The sequence below is a fragment of the Mesorhizobium sp. L103C119B0 genome (genome assembly GCF_000502235.1).
GTDB lineage: Bacteria > Pseudomonadota > Alphaproteobacteria > Rhizobiales > Rhizobiaceae > Mesorhizobium.
Window position 1 is genome coordinate 1 of the sequence record NZ_AYXE01000027.1, and the last position, 17,514, is coordinate 17,514.

14 protein-coding genes are annotated in these 17,514 nt (G+C 57.9%); 6 read left to right on the forward strand and 8 right to left on the reverse strand.

Annotated features, from left to right (window positions below):
* Positions 1-75: 75 nt before the first annotated feature.
* From X728_RS138595 to X728_RS138585, 6 genes are all read right to left on the reverse strand, one after another.
* Complete coding sequence (locus tag X728_RS138595) at positions 76-765, reverse strand: DUF1796 family putative cysteine peptidase (protein WP_196815116.1); 690 nt, start codon at positions 763-765, stop codon at positions 76-78.
* Positions 766-966: 201 nt separating this feature from the next.
* Positions 967-1,965 (reverse strand): glycosyltransferase domain-containing protein, encoded by a 999-nt coding sequence (locus X728_RS1000000167995; protein ID WP_081732511.1) that lies wholly within the window; start codon positions 1,963-1,965, stop codon positions 967-969.
* 255 nt (positions 1,966-2,220) lie between these two features.
* Positions 2,221-3,102 (reverse strand): sulfotransferase, encoded by an 882-nt coding sequence (locus tag X728_RS1000000169685; RefSeq protein WP_081732512.1) that lies wholly within the window; start codon positions 3,100-3,102, stop codon positions 2,221-2,223.
* A 1-nt stretch (position 3,103) separates the two neighbouring features.
* Positions 3,104-5,251, reverse strand: coding sequence for a glycosyltransferase family 2 protein (locus tag X728_RS1000000168000; protein WP_023833061.1), 2,148 nt, complete (start codon positions 5,249-5,251; stop codon positions 3,104-3,106).
* Positions 5,252-5,530: 279 nt separating this feature from the next.
* Positions 5,531-6,271, reverse strand: a complete 741-nt coding sequence (locus tag X728_RS138590) for an ABC transporter ATP-binding protein (protein WP_023833062.1) — start codon at positions 6,269-6,271, stop codon at positions 5,531-5,533.
* A 7-nt stretch (positions 6,272-6,278) separates the two neighbouring features.
* Positions 6,279-7,070 (reverse strand): ABC transporter permease, encoded by a 792-nt coding sequence (locus X728_RS138585; protein ID WP_023833063.1) that lies wholly within the window; start codon positions 7,068-7,070, stop codon positions 6,279-6,281.
* 550 nt (positions 7,071-7,620) lie between these two features.
* On the opposite strand from X728_RS138585, the gene X728_RS138580 reads away from it, so the two are divergent.
* The 3 genes from X728_RS138580 (at position 7,621) to X728_RS138570 (ending at position 11,237) form a co-directional block, all read left to right on the forward strand.
* Positions 7,621-9,609, forward strand: a complete 1,989-nt coding sequence (locus X728_RS138580; RefSeq protein ID WP_031196086.1) for a nucleoside-diphosphate sugar epimerase/dehydratase — start codon at positions 7,621-7,623, stop codon at positions 9,607-9,609.
* A 138-nt stretch (positions 9,610-9,747) separates the two neighbouring features.
* Entirely contained in the window at positions 9,748-10,680 is a 933-nt protein-coding gene (locus X728_RS138575) for a glycosyltransferase family 2 protein (RefSeq protein ID WP_023833065.1), read from the forward strand.
* Positions 10,681-10,697: 17 nt separating this feature from the next.
* A complete protein-coding gene (locus X728_RS138570) occupies positions 10,698-11,237 on the forward strand; it encodes a sugar transferase (RefSeq protein WP_023742693.1) in 540 nt (179 codons plus the stop codon).
* Here X728_RS138570 and X728_RS138565 read toward each other — a convergent pair.
* Complete coding sequence (locus tag X728_RS138565) at positions 11,225-12,160, reverse strand: NAD-dependent epimerase/dehydratase family protein (protein WP_023698142.1); 936 nt, start codon at positions 12,158-12,160, stop codon at positions 11,225-11,227. The two genes, X728_RS138570 and X728_RS138565, sit on opposite strands and share 13 nt — an antisense overlap.
* Complete coding sequence (locus X728_RS138560; protein ID WP_031196088.1) at positions 12,157-13,449, reverse strand: O-antigen ligase; 1,293 nt, start codon at positions 13,447-13,449, stop codon at positions 12,157-12,159. The genes X728_RS138565 and X728_RS138560 overlap by 4 nt, the downstream gene beginning before the upstream one ends.
* A 414-nt stretch (positions 13,450-13,863) precedes the next feature.
* Between X728_RS138560 and cysD the strand changes: the two genes are divergently transcribed.
* From cysD to cysQ, 3 genes are read left to right on the forward strand one after another with little or no spacing between them, the layout of a single operon-like run.
* A complete protein-coding gene (cysD, locus tag X728_RS138555) occupies positions 13,864-14,769 on the forward strand; it encodes a sulfate adenylyltransferase subunit CysD (protein WP_023670717.1) in 906 nt (301 codons plus the stop codon).
* Between the two features lie 2 nt (positions 14,770-14,771).
* Positions 14,772-16,709 carry a sulfate adenylyltransferase subunit CysN gene (cysN, locus tag X728_RS138550; protein ID WP_023670718.1) on the forward strand — a complete coding sequence of 646 codons (1,938 nt, stop codon included), beginning with the start codon at positions 14,772-14,774 and terminating at the stop codon, positions 16,707-16,709.
* 10 nt (positions 16,710-16,719) lie between these two features.
* Positions 16,720-17,508 carry a 3'(2'),5'-bisphosphate nucleotidase CysQ gene (gene cysQ, locus X728_RS138545; RefSeq protein WP_031196090.1) on the forward strand — a complete coding sequence of 263 codons (789 nt, stop codon included), beginning with the start codon at positions 16,720-16,722 and terminating at the stop codon, positions 17,506-17,508.
* Positions 17,509-17,514: the final 6 nt, after the last annotated feature.

The window sequence follows — 17,514 nt, forward strand, 5'->3', positions numbered from 1 at the left end:
CATCTGCAAAATCTGGACAAAAGAGCCCGAACGATTCAGGCTCGATCCAACCCATCAAACCTTGGGACTAAACACCTAGGTACGTTCGTTCAAAATCTGTCGGCCTTGATTGACGCTACCCGCAACAACCTTAAAAACTCTCGTCCAATCGGCGCTGGCCCCCCGCCACCAATCGCTGGGGTCAGGCCATTCCTCTTGGTCGGTGTATCTCACGTCATCAAACCGAAACGCCTCAGATGTCAGCGGACGCGTGTCTTCGGGATCGATCGCACTCGCAAATATGATCTGGAAAGGCCTCCCCTGCCGCTTTTCCTTGATCAGGTTGCTCAAGCCGTTGGCCTTTAGGACAGGGATCGACTCTGCACCCGGATTGGTCAGGTGAGCTCTACCCTGATGCCGGACGAACAACACTGGCTCGGGGTCAGTCATCATCTCGCGCCAACGCTGTCCAAGAAACTCGTACTTGTCACGGACCTGCTCTACATGGGCCGCCCAATCGGGAACAATACGACCATTCTCGCGTGGCACATCGTGATGGTGCAGCACGAGATGGTTGGTGTTCAGTAGGCTGAAATAGTTCTGGTAAGGCGCGAGATGCGCAGGTTCGACAAACGACTGCAGATCGTTTTCAATCAACTGGATAAGACTAGCGAACGGCGTGATCAGCCAGTCAAACGGAAACGCTGTCTCCTGCCCGAAGTAGCGCCTGATCTGATATGCAACCGAGCAAGAAGCCCCGAGGCTCACAGCGAATTTAAACTGCATCCTGTACATACGCCGATTTTACAGAGAACAAAAAATCCATGTCAACTCGACTTCACCCGGCCATTCAGAAGACCGAGTTTGAACGAGACGCCATGGCTTTGCCTCATGATGTTTGGGCACGAGCCTAGTCAAGGAGAGGCGGGTTAGCCGAAGGAATTGCGGGTGGGATCTCATCAGGCTGCGCCTGGAATCTGCGGCTGGTTACGGTTCTTTTCGCTCTTTTGAGAACCTTTCGATGCGATTCCAAACGAATCTGGCCAGTCTGTGATGCCTACTTGCGAATTGACTAAGAAACATAGCCACCTTCCAGCTCTTTGAGCGCTCAATCGCTTCCAGCCTGCTAGTTGTTGCATTCATTGCAAAACTGAGTTCCTGTGTCCTCGTGCCTAAAGCTTCTTCATAGATGCGGGCCTGCTCAACGAGGGCCTGGCGTTGCTGAATCAGGGCCATCTCCAGTTCGCGAAGGCGACCTAATGGCGGCATCAATGACGCCAATGGTCGCCGCATACCGTTCCTAATGTCACGATCGTTTTGATGCGAACGCCCATGAAACCAAGAACTGAAATTATCGATGAACATCACCTCTGGTACTAGCCCAGCTCTCCGAAAAGCGTAGTTCATCGACAACTGATCGCGTCGAGCGTATCGCTGGACATGTGCATTCCATATCTCCAGCATACTACGAACAGCGGGAGCCTTGTGATCGCGCAAGAGGATTGCCCCCCAAAACGGCTTCTCCATCAAGACGTCGGGACATTCAAGCTGATAATGGTTGAGTTGCTCGAATATTCGACTCTGATCGTCTAAACCAAGGCGGGCGACCTCCATGAATTCATCTAGGACAGTTTCTCGAAAACTATGCGCAGCGACGCTAAAGCCAGATTCCTTCTGATGTCGCTCTAGAATCTTCTCTGGCGGTTCCTTGAGGATAACAGTATTGTCGATATACAGCGACCCTTCGAAATCAGCAAGATGAAGGTGGGGACGTAGCTTTAAATCGCGTTGGCTCCGGATCGGGTCCATTCCGAAAGTGGGCGAGACCATTCGAATTTGCCAAGTGGCGCTCGTTAGCTCCAAATCGTCGGTCAGACAGATAAAGGGGATATTCGATTGCGCCGCAACGGGTTGATCATTGAGTCGCTCGTATCGGCCTATCATCGTTGTATAGACGCAAAATGGCTTAGTGCTTTGACGTTTCATGGAGAGCCTAAGTAAGCGCTGTCAGGCTCGTCTGCCTTCGCAACCATTTGTCCGCGTTCAACAAATATAAACCATATCGCGTCAACAAAAACTCCAAAATCTATAGCAATACAGAAAGTACCGATTTCGGAGCGACGGTAGCGTTGCGACACGTCGTTCCATCCCGAGGTGAAGGGTACAACAACTCTACCTATCGAATTTCGGATACCGACCGGCGCTTTTGACAAGGGAACTGAGTATGCAGCCGCCATAACTTCAAAGTTCCAGATTATATCCGAATGCTTCAATGGTCGGAAAGAGCTGCGAGTTAGCAAATTGAAGCTGGTCATCCGAAAGATTCCGGAAGCCTTGATTTGGCAGAACAATATCGCCATCAAATCGTATTTGCGTGTCTTCTATATCTAAGAATTCGCCTATACGCTGTGAAATTACCCTAGGCGAATTGACACAATCCTCCAGTCGAATCGTAAGCTCTCGGTCGTTTTTTCCGCCCGAAGAGGAGCGAAGCCTCCAATACTGTTCATAGTACAAACGAACCCATATGACTGCGTCCTCGAACGAGCCGGTAAACCAGTCCTGCCGGGCCAACGACTCTGCAATTCGTCGAGGATCCCGCACAACGTGGATAAGTCTGCTTTTGGGATACACATTCAAGACACGACCGAATTGCAGCGCGTTGTGTGGGGTTTTTTCAAGTACCCACCGGGCAGGTTCAGGCTGGAGTACCCCATATAGAAAAGGCGTCGCATATCTGCGGAATGCATCAGCCAAATTCAACGAGCCGGTGCGCACTCGATACAGATGCCCGACAAATTCTCTGGCTGCTGCGACAGCGCTATCTTTCGTGATTGGCGCAACCTCATTGCTTTCCGGAAGCAATGCAAAATTTCGCTCGACACTACTGACAAAAATATTGGCCATCCAGTCGAAGCGGGATTGGGTATAGGAGTAGACGTAGAAATCGAACAAATCTGGGATGGATGCCGGCTCTGCAAACAGCTTTGATTCGAAATCGAGAATTCCGGATATCTCGTTGCATGCACCAAGCCGTTCTTGAATAAATGTAGTTCCCGAACGGCCGCACCCACCTATAAGAAGGAACCGGGTTGTATCCGCAGGCGTAAAAACCGAGCTCATTTCAATAGTGCCGCCTTACCCACACTGATTCGTCATATTGGTCCTCGATCGCTGCCAGACCTTCACTGTGCACCCAATCGTGGTAGGTTTGGGGTCCAACTAAGAAGGGATTTGGGAAGGCTTCTTGCAGGTCTCGATGGCGGCGGTAGCATGTGCGCTGGGCCTGTGTCACTTCAGAGCCGTCTGCGTAAAGTCCATAAATCCAAGGTTGGCGAGGAAGAAGTGACCTATTTCGTTCCACTCGCCCCTTGTAGTCGGCTAGCAAATGTCGACCAGCCCCCCCTTTAATAAGCGATTTTGCGAAATGCTCCGGTGTCCCTTTGTCCCAGCCCGAGAAGTGGAACATTTCCAGGGGCTGTCGGTCGACAAAATATTTGTCCCCCTTTCTGGTGAAACTCCGGCCCTCCATGTTCCAGACCGCGGTGTTCACGCCAGGGTATGAGATGACTTCGATGCCTTCAAAAAATACAGGAACGTGATCAAACCACTTCTGGTCCGTGAATAGTCCTCTTGGCACGTCACTGAAACAGTAACTTTGGCATCGTTCTTGCCAGTAGTTTGCGACGCGCAGAGTCTTCTCTGAGTTCCGACAAGCAAAAAAACCGAGGTTGAAGATTCCATGCGCCAGCGCCGAAATCTCGAAGGTTGCAATGGATTCACTGGAAGTGGCGGGACGATAGAGGTGTGGGGTCAACGCTACATCTGACCGATCGATTGCTAACAAGGCAGAATTTAGCGGGGCGAGCAATAGCGTATCGGGGTCAAGATATATTGCCCGGCGGGCTTTTCTTTTTAAGAGAAAATTTAAATAGAAAGGTTTTACAGCAGTACTTAGCTCAACAACCGTATGCATGAAAGCCCAATTCGCTGTGAAGATGGGCAGGTCGCTTGCCAAAGATACGTGATCGATGCTGCCGTGTTGTTTTATTAACGAGCGTCGATCTTCGTCATCCGCATCAACCATTAGGAGGTGAAACTGAAAACCGGGCATATGCAGCTTGCAGCTGTCAGCCAAGACTACGGCCTTGTCTATATAGCGCCAATTGCAAACCGTAAAAATGACGTCCCGCCCCTCCACCTTGGCGCCCGCCGACGCCTGTCGGAAAAAAGGATGAGACAATTTTATCTCGTTGGCGCACAATCTATCATTGCTACCTTTTAGAGGCGAACACGATCGGCCGACACCTCTCTGTCCCAAAATCTTGGACAGCCCATTCAGCACAGGTCTTCCAACCCCCACCCAGGCGGCCCGGGCTGCTGTCAGAAAACGATACTCAATAGATTGTTCAAGCGTTGTGCGATGGCTAGAGAGTTCAATCTGGCGCTCAATCAGCAGCATCTTTAGAGACGAGTGGAAGTTCGAGGAATCTCGATATCGTCGTCCAGAGTTTCGGCGAGATGACGATGCTTCGATCAGACTAGTCAACGGAACGCGAATGGTTTTCTGCTCTTTGTAGAAGGCCTTCAGTGCAGCTTCATGTTCCTTTACACGTTTGGCGGTGTCCGAAGGATTGAGCGGTATCAAAAAAGTCGACGTCGTCGCGTTAACCGCCACGATGCGTTGGCCAATTAGCGTTTTCTGCCAAAACGACCAATCTTCAAGTGCGTTTAGCTTAGTGGAAAAGCGAGCGTTCGTTTCTATGATGCTTCGGCGAAACATCACGGCTTGAATAGGGAATAGATTGATATCGAGCAGGTCAAGGCTGCTGGCGCGTTCATAAAAGAATCTGGTGCGTTCACCGTACCTGCTCAAACTAGGGTTCTCTGCGTCAATGGCAGCCTCCAGCTGCCACGCTGCCGAGTAAGCTGCGATGGCATCTGGCGAGGCATTAAGTCTTTCGACCAACACTTGAATGTGGTTATTCTCAAACCAATCGTCATCGTCAAGGAAGTTTACAAATTGTCCTTTTGCATCATCGAGTCCAGCGTTAGCAGCTATTGAACGCCCGGACTGTTTGCCAAGACGAATAATTCTAGTGTTTTCACTTCTAGAACTTGAAATAATGTCCATGTCAATATCGCATGGTCCGTCAACAACAACTATGGTTTCAACCTCAGCCTGCCCCGTTTGTTGTTTCACGCTTTCCAGTGCTCGTGCAAGCAGTCGTTCGCGACCATGATACGTTCTTATGATAACCGTCACTAGCATAGCTAAATCCTGTAAATCTCTTTGACTTGTATTCCAGAACCACCATTGTAGGCTGCGTCTATCGTAGGTGCTAATCCGCGTCGGTTCTTAAGGTGCACGAAGGCACAACTTGATTGCTGGCAATGGATCCGGAGTTCACGCGCTCCGATAGACCCGGCTAGCTCATTCGGCTCGTCTGTCCTTATAGTCCTATGCAAGATTCTGGTGGGGACATCTAGTGTGAACCCCGCCAATGCCCAACGGTTTTGACAGAGAGACGGCAACCCCTCCGAAGGTGAACTAGTTCTGCAATTTTCCAGCATGCTTGACTGGGCTTGAATTATATAGAGATTCCACACGGCCGCTCTTGAGCGTCAGCTTTTTTGTGCACACTCTTTCGATCAGACTTTCACTGTGGGTGGCCAGCACGATAATGCCGGCCTTTTCCGCCAGTTCGTCCATACGCCTTTTGGCCTTGTCCTGGAAAGAGGCGTCACCGGCGCCGATCCACTCGTCCATGAGCAGAATTTCGGGATCGAGCGCAGTTGCTGCCGAAAAAGCCAACCGCGCGGCCATGCCCTGGCTGTATGCCTTGAATGGGAGGTCGATGAAGTCGCCCAACTCACTGAAGGCAATGATGTCCTCCATTTTCCCTTCGATCTCGGCTTCGGTCCATCCGTTGATCAACCCGCGCAAAACGATGTTCCTGCGACCCGTGGCTTCGCGGCGAAAGCCGATGTTGATGTTGAACAGAGCGTCGACCTTGCCCTCGATTGCGATGCTCCCCTCAGTTGGCGCGTAGATCCCGTAGAGCACCTTGAGAAGTGTCGTCTTCCCGGCTCCGTTCGGACCGACCAGGCCCAATCGGTCGCCCGCCTTGAGTTCGAAACTGACGCCGTCGAGAGCCTGCACAAACTGCTTTCTGCCTGAGCTTTCAATTCTGCCGCCTGGCCCGGCCACGCGCCGATCGGGCGCGGAAAGCGTCAGCTTCTCGTGTAGTTTGTAAACAAGGCTAACATTGTCCAGCTTGATAGAAACCATTGAGAACTCAGATGAGAAAGACGACTTGTTTGCGGTACCGGCCAAGCAGCAGCAATGCAATCATCCATGTAAGCAGCGATGCAGTGATGGTTACTACGAAGGCATGAGCCGGAAATTCTCCGTTTATGATTGGCAGGCGGACGATTTCCAGAAAGTAGGTGAACGGGTTCCATTCATAGGCATATTTTTGGATAGGGTCCTTGCCGTTGTTCATCCAGAAGACGGGCGTGAAGAACATGCCGACGCGCAGCAAGTTGCCGACTATGAATTGGCTGTCAGGGAAGAAGGTTCCGAGGAACGCGAAGACGGTGGTAAGGGCGGGCGTGACGACCAGGATCAGCAACAATCCTGCCAACGACCATAACCAGGAAATGGCGACTGGTGAGCCGCTCAAGATCAGTATCGCAACGCAACCAGCAATCGCGTAGCCGGCCCGGATGACAGACTGCAGACCCAGTCGCATCACGTATACAAACAAAGGCAGCGTCGTGCCTTCGATGAAGCTCTCCTCGCGTTGAAAGAGCGCCACGCTCGTGGAGATAACCTCCATTAGGTAAAACCATACCAGGAGACCTATTGCGACATAGGCGGAATAGCCTGCAGCATCCTTGCCGGCAGGCTGGAACACGAAAACGAAGGTGCCGACGAACGCGACGTAGTTGACCAGCAGCCAAAGCGGGCCAAGTGTCGTGCGTCTGTGCTGGTCGCCGATGTCTTCGTGAGCAAGCGCAATCCAGACCCTGCGCAACTTCATGGCCTTGCTGATATCGTCGACAGCGCCGTTTAGTGCCGCAATCATAGTTTCCTAGTGTCGCATTCTTTTGTTCTTGTGCATCTATGGCCGTTAGACGGGCCAAAGGCGCCCTTCATAGCCACTGCGGCGCGCATTTGGCAACGCATTGCGTCGCAATGAACCACGAATCGCTTGCGACAGGTCGACGCCTCTTACCTCGATATCGGAATCGGCGCACTGCGCGAATCGCAGATTCGTGCCTCTGATATCGCAAATTCCTGCCGCTGATTATGAGCAGAGGCTCATCTTCGCGCTTGGCCACAATCGCTTTTCCTGCCAATGCCGCGCGCGGCTGCTGCTCGAGGCTTGCTGGTCACACCCAACGGCTCGACCTTCTGCAAAACCTGGCGAAACCCTTCTTCGTTCGATCATTTCAATCCCTTAACCAAAGGGTCTGCCAAAAAAATATCTGGCGATCACTACAACTCCACGCTATGCGATACAAAGCGGCGGGGCTGGGGATTGGCACTCTAAACAGGTGATCGGTGACGGGTTTCCGTCGCTCTTGCACCACGTTAGTGTCCATGTCCTTGCGCCTGGAGTTCAGTACCACCCAATGACATCCTATGTAGAGGTCGTGTCCGGACTTCGGCCGAAGATGCGGCGCGCCATTATAATGATCCAGGATCTGGTCATGGTCCTGGTCGCGGTGGCGCTGAGTCTGGGGCTTTCTCAGTCGAGACTTTCATTCGACGCGCTCTCCACGGCCGGCCTGGCGTGCTGGGCAAGTATTGTTTTTCTCAGCCATATGCTGTTTCGCTATTGCGGCCTCTACAACACCGTGTGGCGTTTCGCCTCCACGCCGGACTTCTTCAACATCCTGAAGAGCTGCGCCATCCTGACCGTCACGCTCTATGTCGTCTCGCTGGCGGTTCGATCGTTTCAGCCGGTGACCGGCCTCAACGAGCGCCAGTTCATCGTCTTTTTCCTCGTCTCCTTCACCATCATATCGGCGCCTCGGCTCTATTACCGGTTCCTGCGCGACGGGGCGAGCTGGCGAATCCTGAGCCGCAACGCAAACAATGCGGCGATCAAACAAGCGCTGTTCGTCGGCAGGCTTGGCGAAGCAGACGTCATCATCCGCTTCACACGCACGGCCGAGCCGGCCGAATATTCCATCGCCGGCATCATGGCCATCGAGAACGGCGCGCCGTTGGGCACGCAGATACAGGGCGTTCCGGTGGTGGCCGTGCGGCCCCGCCTGGTCGAGGTCCTCGAAGAATATGCAAGAGGCACCAAAAGCCTCGACATGCTGATTTTCGGCAATGGCACCGAACGCGAGATCGAGGAATATTCGGAACTGGTCCGTGTCGCCCGTCACAGCGGTATCGCCGTCGTCCAATTCTCCGGCGTTTCGGAGCTCGGCCAAGGCGGAAAGCTGGTACTCGACGCTGTCGAGATGGAAACCATCCTGCGCCGCCCCACAGTTGCTTCCGATATGGAGCGGATCGGCGGCTTTATCGGTGGCAAGCGCGTCCTGGTCACCGGCGGCGCCGGCTCAATCGGTCGCATCCTGGTCAAGCGGTCGCTGGAACTTGGCGCCGAGGCGGTTCTGGTCGCCGATATCTCGGAGTTCGGTATTTTCCAGCTCGACCAGCAGGTTGACGAAAAGGACCATGTCCGGCTCAAGAGCCGCATCGTCGATGTCACAGACCGGCGCCAGATCACCCGCGTCGTCAGCGATTTCAAGCCCGACATCATCTTCCATGCCGCCGCGCTCAAACATGTGCCGCTGCTCGAGGAAAATTGGGAATCGGCGATCCAGACCAACATTTTAGGCACCCTCGTCTGCGCCGAGGTTGCCGCCAAATGCGGGGTGCCGCAGTTCCTGCTGATTTCCAGCGACAAGGCGGTCGATCCGACCTCGGTGCTCGGCATGACGAAACGCGCCGCCGAGCAGATCGTCTCTTCGCTGCACGAAACGCATGCCACCGGGCCTAGCGGCCGTCGCTCCGGCACCAAGTTCATCGCCGTGCGGTTCGGCAATGTCTTCGGCTCCAATGGCTCGGTCGCCACCATCTTCCAGGCGCAGATCGAGGCCGGCGGTCCGGTCACCATCACCGATCGTCGCATGACCCGCTACTTCATGACGGTGGCCGAAGCCGTCGACCTCGTCATCATGTCGGCGGCCGACGCCGAGCGGCGCCAGGGCAAGGACGACTACGCCATCTACATGCTCGACATGGGCAAGCCGGTGCCGATCCTCGAAGTCGCTGAAACCATGATCCGCATGGCCGGCAAAAGCCCCTACACCGACATTCCGATCCGTTTCACCGGGATCAGGCCGGGCGAGAAGCTTCACGAGGTGCTGCATGGCGGCAATGAGGAGATCGTCGCGCTGGATATCCCCAAGATCTTCGGCCTCAGGACCGATGTCGTGGGATGGCCCAAGGTCCAGGAGGCGCTGACATTGCTGCAGGCGGCCATGCGCGATCAGGACAAGGCCTCGGCGCTCGCCGTCATGGCCGGCCTCTATCAGGCGGAAGAGCCTCCAAGTGACGCACGCCGGGAAACCGTTGCGAAAACAGTCGGGCAAGCTGGTTAGAGCAATTCCAGGAAAAGTGTGGAGCGGTTTTCCGTCCGGGATTGCGTCAAAACAAAGAGCCTGTCCTGATCGACCGGGATTGGCTATTGAAACCGATCCGATGGCCGTTCCCAGGCGTTTGCAGATGATTTTGAACCAGTGAGCAGACAAGATCAGCGCGTGGCCGTGCTGCTGGGCACGAAAGATGGCGCGGCTTTCCTTGACGAGCAGCTCGCGTCGCTGGCTGCGCAATCGCATCCTGTTGTCGACCTCTGGGTTTCCGACGACGGTTCGACAGACGGCACTTCGGCCATTATCGGCGCCTGGCAGAGCCGCTGGTCCAAGGGCCGGTTGACCCTGTCGAATGGTCCTCGCCAAGGCTTTGCCGCCAATTTCCGCGCGATGATCATCGATCCGCGCATCGAGGCCGACTACTACGCCTTCTGCGACCAGGACGACATCTGGGAGCCGGACAGGCTGGAGAGCGCCATTGCCTGGATGCAAGGGCACGACGCCGGAACGCCGCTGCTGTTTTGCTCCAGAACCGCGACCATGTCCGAAACCGGAGCAGCGCAAGGGTATTCGCCGCTGTTCCAGCATCCACCCGCATTTCGCAATGCGCTTGTGCAAAGCATTGCCGGCGGCAACACGATGATGATCAACCGCGCCGCGCGAAAGTTGCTGGCAAAGGCATCGGGAAGGACCGAGTTCGTCAGCCATGACTGGTGGACCTATCTGATCGTCACGGCTGCCGGCGGCATTGTCCGCTATGACCCGCGACCGCTGGTGCGCTACCGCCAGCATGAGGCAAACTTGGTCGGCGCCAACGTGTCGTGGAAGGCGAGGCTGTCGCGGCTGGGGCGCCTGTTCAGGGGCGAGTTCGCCGTCTGGACCGATCACAATCTGAGCGGCCTGGCGGTCAATCGCGACATCCTCTCGAGGGATGCCGCCGCCTGTCTCGGCCTGTTCATCAGGGCACGAAAGGGCGGTATTCTGCGACGCCTGCGCCTTCTCAGGAAAAGCGGCGTCTACCGGCAGACGCTGGCTGGGACGCTTGGGCTCTATCTGGCCTTCATCTGGCGGCGGATCTAGAGCATGCAGACACGGCCATGAGGGAACCCAAGCGAGCTTTCGACCTGGCGGTGGCGGCGCTGCTGCTGCCACTGGCCTCGCCTTTCGTCCTGCTTGCCATGCTGGCAATCAGGACGACGTCGCCTGGACCGGCACTCTTCTCTCAAACCCGTGTCGGCCAGCACGGGGTGCCGTTTGCCTGCCACAAGCTGCGCACGATGGTTGTGGGAACGCCGTCTCTGCCCTCGCATCAGGCGCCGGCAATGTCCGTCACTGCCGTCGGCAAGGTGCTGCGGAAATTCAAGATCGACGAGCTGCCGCAGCTCTGGAACGTGCTCAAGGGCGAGATGAGCCTGGTTGGGCCGCGTCCATGCCTGCCCACGCAAACCGAATTGATCGAACGCCGCAGGCAATTGGGTGTGCTTGCCGCACTTCCGGGCATTACCGGGCTGGCACAGATGAAAGGCATCGACATGTCGGATCCGAAACTCTGCGCCGAAACGGATGCCGAATATCTCAGGGGAGCCTCGATCGGACTCGACGTCAAAATCCTGCTTGGCACAATCTACCGGACCTGACGGGCCTGTCGTGCAAGTTCCTCAATCCGGCCGAGCGTGTCGGTTTCCGGCATCCAGCCTTCCGAGATCAGCAGTGACGGGTCGCAAATCTGTGTCGCCATGGAAGCGTCGTACGCTGCTTTTCTGCCAAGCAGTGTGGCGAACAGCCTGAATGGCCAGGCCGGCACAGGAACGAGCCGGGTCGGAACGTCGTATCCGTGCCTGAATGCAGTCAAGATTTCGAACATCGCAACGGGGGAAGCATCGCCCAGGACATAGGTCGGGCGCGGTGGCGTGGGACGAGTCAAAAGATGCGCCACGGCGCCAGCCACCGCGTCGCGCGATATCAGCGAACGAACTGCGGTGAAAGCGCCTGAGGGCAATGGTAAGGCAATGGCGGCAGCCCGCATCATTCCACGCAGGTTTCCCTTCATGCCTTCGCCATAGACCGGCGGCAGGCGCAGCGCGGTGGCATCGGAGGGCCTGGACGCATAGGCTTCCAGTGTCTTGATCTCGCCTTCGCGTTTCGAGCGCCCGTAGGCGCATTGCGGGGCAGGGAGCGTCGCCTCGCTGATCGTTCCGCTGAAACCGGGACCGGCTACTGCCCGGATCGACGACAGATAGATGAAGCGCCCGCTTGTCCGCGAGGCGGCCGCGCGCGCCAGCTGCGCGGTCAGTGTCGCGTTGGCTGCCATGAAGTCGGCTTCGCTCGCCTTGCGGTCATTATTGAGCGCCGCACAGTGGACGACATGGGTGATATCTCGCATCAGCGCCTGGTATGCCTGAGCCGGTGCGTCGAAGTCCGGCAACAAAACCGCATCGCTCACGGGATCGAGCCGTTCCGGGTGGCGCGATGCCATGCGCACCCCGAACCCGGCTTCGCGCAGCTGGTTGACGACCTGCCTGCCGATGAAACCCGTCGCGCCTGTGACCAGCACTTTCACGGCCGGCTTGCCTGGGGGGCCGGGGCCGGTGCCTGTTGTTCCGGCAGCATTTGTTGCCGGCCCGATGCAAGATATGTCCCGGACACCAGGAACACCATCAGTGTGGCATCGAGGATGTCGTGGCCGACCAGGATGCCGGTCAGGCCGCCGATGAGGTAGGTGATCGCAGTGACGACAATCATCGTGGCGCCGAACCGCTCGATCGCGTCCGTGCTGGTGCGCAGCACGATGGCCGCGTTTCTCGCGGCAACGAAGAACACAGCCGCGAGCGTTACGGCTCCAAGCAGCCCGGCCTCCACCAATGCAGTCAGGAAGCCATTGTGAAAATGGCTGAAGCCCGTGGACGGCATGTGGAACTGATTGTGGAATCCATCCTTTATCAGCTCACGGCTTGCAGCAATGCCGTGACCGAAAATCGGCATGTCGTGGAAGGCGCTCAGCCCAATCTGCCAAAGTGCGGCGCGCAAGCCGAGCGCGGTCGTGTGGTCGCCCTTCGTGGCGAGCGCATCCCAGTCGCTGAACAGGAAGGCCGCGCGCTCGGAAATGATGGGGAGACCGATGACAGCGATGACGATGCCGGTCGCCCCCGCAATCAGCAAAAGCCGAATGGCGTTTCTGTTGTTGAGCTTGCGACGGTTGATCAGCAGGACCGCGATGCCGGCCACCAGCATCGCCAGCCAGATGATCCGCGACCCCGAATAGACAATGGCGACCGCGCCGGCCAGTGTCGCGCAGGCCAGCAACGCCCTGTTCTTTTCGACACCCGATAAGGCGCCTGCCAGGCACATCATCATGCTGAGGCAGGCGACGGTCGCGAACACGATCGGATTGCCGGCGCCGCCTTCGGCCCGTATGCCCAGCCCGTGATATTGCACGACCGCCAGCAGCAGGGCGCCAAAACAGGCGGCGGCGCTCGCCAGCACGACGATGCGCGTCAGCGTGGTTTTCTCGGTAATGCTCCAGGTCGCGTATGAGACAGGGAAAAACAGGAAGGTGATCAGCCCTGCCAGATGCGGCGCATCCCTGGCGATCGAATTGTTGACGATGGAGGCGAACACGCTGGCTGCGCAATAGGCATAGATGGCCACCGTCATCGCGGTCATCGGCCGGTCAATGTTGAAACGCCGTCTTTTCAACGCAAGCAGAAGCACCGACCACAGGCCGCCACCATTGAACAAAAAGCTGACCGCCGATCCCAGCACCGGCGGGAAAAAGAAGCACAGAATGGAGAAGGTGATGTTGATCCGTGACGGCGAAACGTGCTGCTTGATGGCGGAAATCGGGGTCAATGCTCTGGTTCACAATGCGCTGGGTCGCTTGGCGACGGACGATGTTTGGCGGCGGCATTTGCGGCATGCCGCCCGGCGCAGGTTCAGGAGCCGGTATAGCGGCTGGGTGCGGTTTTCGAAAGTGCGACGAGGTCGGGCCGGCGTTTCTTTCGGTCCAGGCAAGATTTTTCCCGGCCTTTGAATGCTATCGCTCCGTCGGGCAGGAATTTTCGGATTCTAGGCTTTTCATGGAAAATTCGTTGCCGATCGGTGTGGCCGCCGGCCTTTCCAGCGTTGTTATATCAGGTGGCGATCTGCTAGAACGCCGGCACGAACCGATAGTGTCCAGCAGTGAAGCTTGAACCGGGCGGCTGAAAAGGACGCCCGATCCATCTGATGCAAGGTCTGGATTGCACGAGAGAACGCTCACAGTCCATGAACATCGCGCTTACGCACCTGCAGCGGCTCGAGGCCGAGTCCATCCACATCTTCCGTGAGGTTGCCGCCTCCTTCTCCAAGCCGGTGATGCTCTATTCCGTCGGCAAGGATTCCTCCGTGCTGATGCATCTGGCGATGAAGGCCTTCTATCCGGCCAAGCCGCCTTTCCCCTTCCTGCATGTCGACACCACCTGGAAGTTCCGCGAGATGATCGCCTTTCGCGACCAGATGGCGCAGAAGCTCGGCTTCGACCTGCTGGTCCACGTCAATGAAGACGGCGTGCGCGACGGTATCAACCCCTTTGACCATGGCTCGAACACCCACACCCATGTCATGAAGACGGTGGCGTTGCGCCAGGCGCTCGACAAATACGGCTTTGACGCTGCCTTCGGCGGGGCTCGGCGCGACGAGGAGAAGTCGCGCGCCAAGGAGCGCATCTTTTCCTTCCGCAACGCCCAGCATGTCTGGGACCCGAAGAACCAGCGGCCGGAGATGTGGAAGATCTTCAACACCCGCATCGCGCCGGGCGAATCGATCCGCGTGTTTCCGCTGTCGAACTGGACCGAGCTCGATATCTGGCAGTACATTCTGCAGGAAAACATCCCGATCGTGCCGCTCTATTTCGCCAAGGAGCGGCCGGTGGTCGAACGCGACGGCATGCTGATCATGAAGGATGACGATCGCATGCAATTGCGCCCCGGTGAGACGATGGAGAACCGTCTGGTGCGTTTCCGCACGCTCGGCTGTTATCCGCTGACCGGCGCCATCGAATCCGACGCCGACACGCTCGAAGCCATCGTCGGCGAGATGCTGACGGCGCGCACCTCCGAGCGCCAGGGCCGCCTCATCGACCGCGATGAAGCCGGCTCGATGGAAAAGAAGAAGCGCGAGGGATATTTCTGAGCATGCGCCATATCCTGGCCAAGAGCCTCGCTCCCACCGACGGCGTGCGCGAATACATGGCGGCGCAGGAGAAGAAGTCGCTGCTGCGCTTCCTCACCTGCGGCTCGGTCGACGACGGCAAGTCGACGCTGATCGGCCGTCTTCTGTCCGACACAAAGCAGATCTTCGAGGACCAGCTCGCCGCACTCGAGCGCGATTCCCGCAAGCACGGCACCACTGGCGACGACATCGACTTCGCGCTTCTGGTCGACGGCCTCGAGGCCGAGCGCGAGCAAGGCATCACCATCGACGTCGCCTACCGCTTCTTCGCCACGCCCAAGCGCAAGTTCATCGTCGCCGACACCCCCGGCCATGAACAGTACACCCGCAACATGGCGACCGGCGCATCGACTGCCGATCTCGCCATCGTGCTGATCGATGCGCGCCAGGGTGTGCTGCGCCAGACCCGGCGCCACTCGATCATCGCTTCGCTGCTCGGCATCCGCCATATCGTGCTTGCCGTCAACAAGATCGACCTCGTCGATTTCGACCAGGCGGTGTTCGACCGTATCGTCGAGGATTACCGGCAGTTCTCGCACGAGCTCGGCTTCCAGACGATCGTGCCGATCCCGATGTCGGCCCGCTATGGCGACAATGTCACCAGCCGCTCCGGCAAGACGGCGTGGTATTCCGGCCCGTCGCTGATCGAGCATCTCGAAACCATATCGGTCGACGAGGCCGCGGTCGAACTGCCGTTCCGGTTTCCGGTGCAGTATGTCAACCGGCCCAATCTCGACTTCCGCGGCTTTGCCGGCACCATCGCGTCCGGCTCCGTCGCGCAGGGCGACGAGGTGGTGGTCGCCAAATCCGGCAAGGCCTCGCGGGTCAAGCGCATCGTCGCGCAAGGCGGCGATCTTGCCCAGGCGGTGGCCGGCCAGGCCATCACCCTTGTGCTCGATGACGAGGTCGAGGTCTCCAGAGGCAACATGCTGGTGTCGCCGGCGGCACGGCCGCAGGTCGCCGACCAGTTCGCCGCCAACATCGTCTGGTTCGACGAGGCAGCGCTGCTGCCGGGACGCTCCTATATACTGCGCACCGAGACCGACCAGACCAGCGCCACCGTCACCGACCTGAAATACCGCGTCAACGTCAACGACTTCGCTCGCGAGGCGGCGAAGTCGCTCGAGATGAACGAAGTCGGCATCTGCAATATCTCGACCCGGGCGCCGATCGCCTTCGACACCTTCGCCGACAACCGCGATACCGGCGCCTTCATCCTGATCGACCGCATCACCAATGCCACGGTCGGCGCCGGCATGATCCTGCATTCCTTGCGCCGCGCCGAAAACATCCACTGGCAGTCGCTCGATGTCGGCAAGCGCGGTCGTTCCGACTTGAAGAGCCAGCGTCCCGCCGTGTTCTGGTTCACCGGCCTTTCCGGTTCGGGCAAGTCGACCATCGCCAATCTGCTTGAGAAGAAGCTGTTCGCTTCGGGGCGCCACACCTACATTCTCGACGGCGACAATGTCCGCCACGGCCTCAACCGCGATCTCGGCTTCACCGACGCCGACCGGGTCGAAAACATCCGCCGGGTCGCCGAGGTGGCCAAGCTGATGGCCGATGCCGGGCTGATCGTCATCGTCTCCTTCATCTCGCCCTTCAGCGCCGAGCGGCGCATGGCCAGGGAGTTGATGGCCGACGGCGAGTTCGTCGAAGTGTTCGTCGATACGCCGTTCGAGGAATGCGCCCGACGCGACCCGAAAGGCCTTTACGCACGGGCGCTGAATGGCGAGATCAAGAACTTCACCGGCGTCGATTCCCCGTATGAAGCTCCCGAAAATCCCGAAATCCATCTCAAGACACTCGGCAAGACGGCCGAGGAGATGGTAGAGGCTCTGGAACACTGGCTGAATGAGCGCGACATTGCCGAAGACCAATATGACAGCGGCGGCGGCATCTGACGACGAAGTGATGCTCGACGTGTTCGAGCGCCTGGCGCTCGAAGCCGGACGCGAGGTGATGCGGGTCTTCAAGGCCGGCTGCGCGGTCGACAGCAAGTCGGACTCCTCGCCGGTCACGGAAGCCGACCGCGAGAGCGAGACGATCATCCTCGCCGGCCTGCGTGCGGCCTATCCCGATATTCCCTGCGTGGCCGAGGAAGAGGTCGCCGAAGGCATTGTGCCGCCCGATCTGGATGGCGCCTTCTTCCTGATCGATCCGCTCGATGGAACGAAGGAATTCGTCAACCGCCGGACCGATTTCACCGTCAACATCGCGCTTGTCCGGCACGGCGTGCCGGAGATCGGCGTCGTCTTCGCACCGTGCAGCGGGCGGTTCTTCTCTGGACGGCCGGGCTGGGCCGAAGCAATCGAGGTCGATGGCGACTTCCGTATCGTCGGCCGCCGGCGGATTTCGGTTAGGAGGGCGGTCACGCCGCTGGCGGTCGTTGCCAGCCGCTCGCACAACACCCCGGAGACCGAAGCCTTCATCAAGGATCTCGGCGCCGCCGAGATCGTCTCGGTCGGCTCATCGCTGAAATTCTGCCTGCTCGCCGCAGCCGAAGCCGACATCTATCCGCGCTTCGGCCGCACCATGGAATGGGACACGGCGGCCGGCGACGCCGTACTGCGCGCCGCCGGCGGCATGACGCGCACGCTGGACGGCGAGCCGCTCACCTATGGCAAGCGCAAACAGAGCGACGACGAGGATTTCGCCAACCCGCATTTTATTGCGAGCGGGAAGGCGGCGGACGCGGCGTAACTTACG

Bases quoted from the DNA above. Each gene is read 5' to 3' on its own strand.
- X728_RS138595 (WP_196815116.1), bottom strand. From the start codon at position 765: ATGCAGTTTAAATTCGCTGTGAGCCTCGGGGCTTCTTGCTCGGTTGCA.
- X728_RS1000000167995 (WP_081732511.1), bottom strand. From the start codon at position 1,965: ATGAAACGTCAAAGCACTAAGCCATTTTGCGTCTATACAACGATGATA.
- X728_RS1000000169685 (WP_081732512.1), bottom strand. From the start codon at position 3,102: ATGAGCTCGGTTTTTACGCCTGCGGATACAACCCGGTTCCTTCTTATA.
- X728_RS1000000168000 (WP_023833061.1), bottom strand. From the start codon at position 5,251: ATGCTAGTGACGGTTATCATAAGAACGTATCATGGTCGCGAACGACTG.
- X728_RS138590 (WP_023833062.1), bottom strand. From the start codon at position 6,271: ATGGTTTCTATCAAGCTGGACAATGTTAGCCTTGTTTACAAACTACAC.
- X728_RS138585 (WP_023833063.1), bottom strand. From the start codon at position 7,070: ATGATTGCGGCACTAAACGGCGCTGTCGACGATATCAGCAAGGCCATG.
- X728_RS138580 (WP_031196086.1), top strand. From the start codon at position 7,621: ATGACATCCTATGTAGAGGTCGTGTCCGGACTTCGGCCGAAGATGCGG.
- X728_RS138570 (WP_023742693.1), top strand. From the start codon at position 10,698: ATGAGGGAACCCAAGCGAGCTTTCGACCTGGCGGTGGCGGCGCTGCTG.
- cysD (WP_023670717.1), top strand. From the start codon at position 13,864: ATGAACATCGCGCTTACGCACCTGCAGCGGCTCGAGGCCGAGTCCATC.
- cysN (WP_023670718.1), top strand. From the start codon at position 14,772: ATGCGCCATATCCTGGCCAAGAGCCTCGCTCCCACCGACGGCGTGCGC.
- cysQ (WP_031196090.1), top strand. From the start codon at position 16,720: ATGCTCGACGTGTTCGAGCGCCTGGCGCTCGAAGCCGGACGCGAGGTG.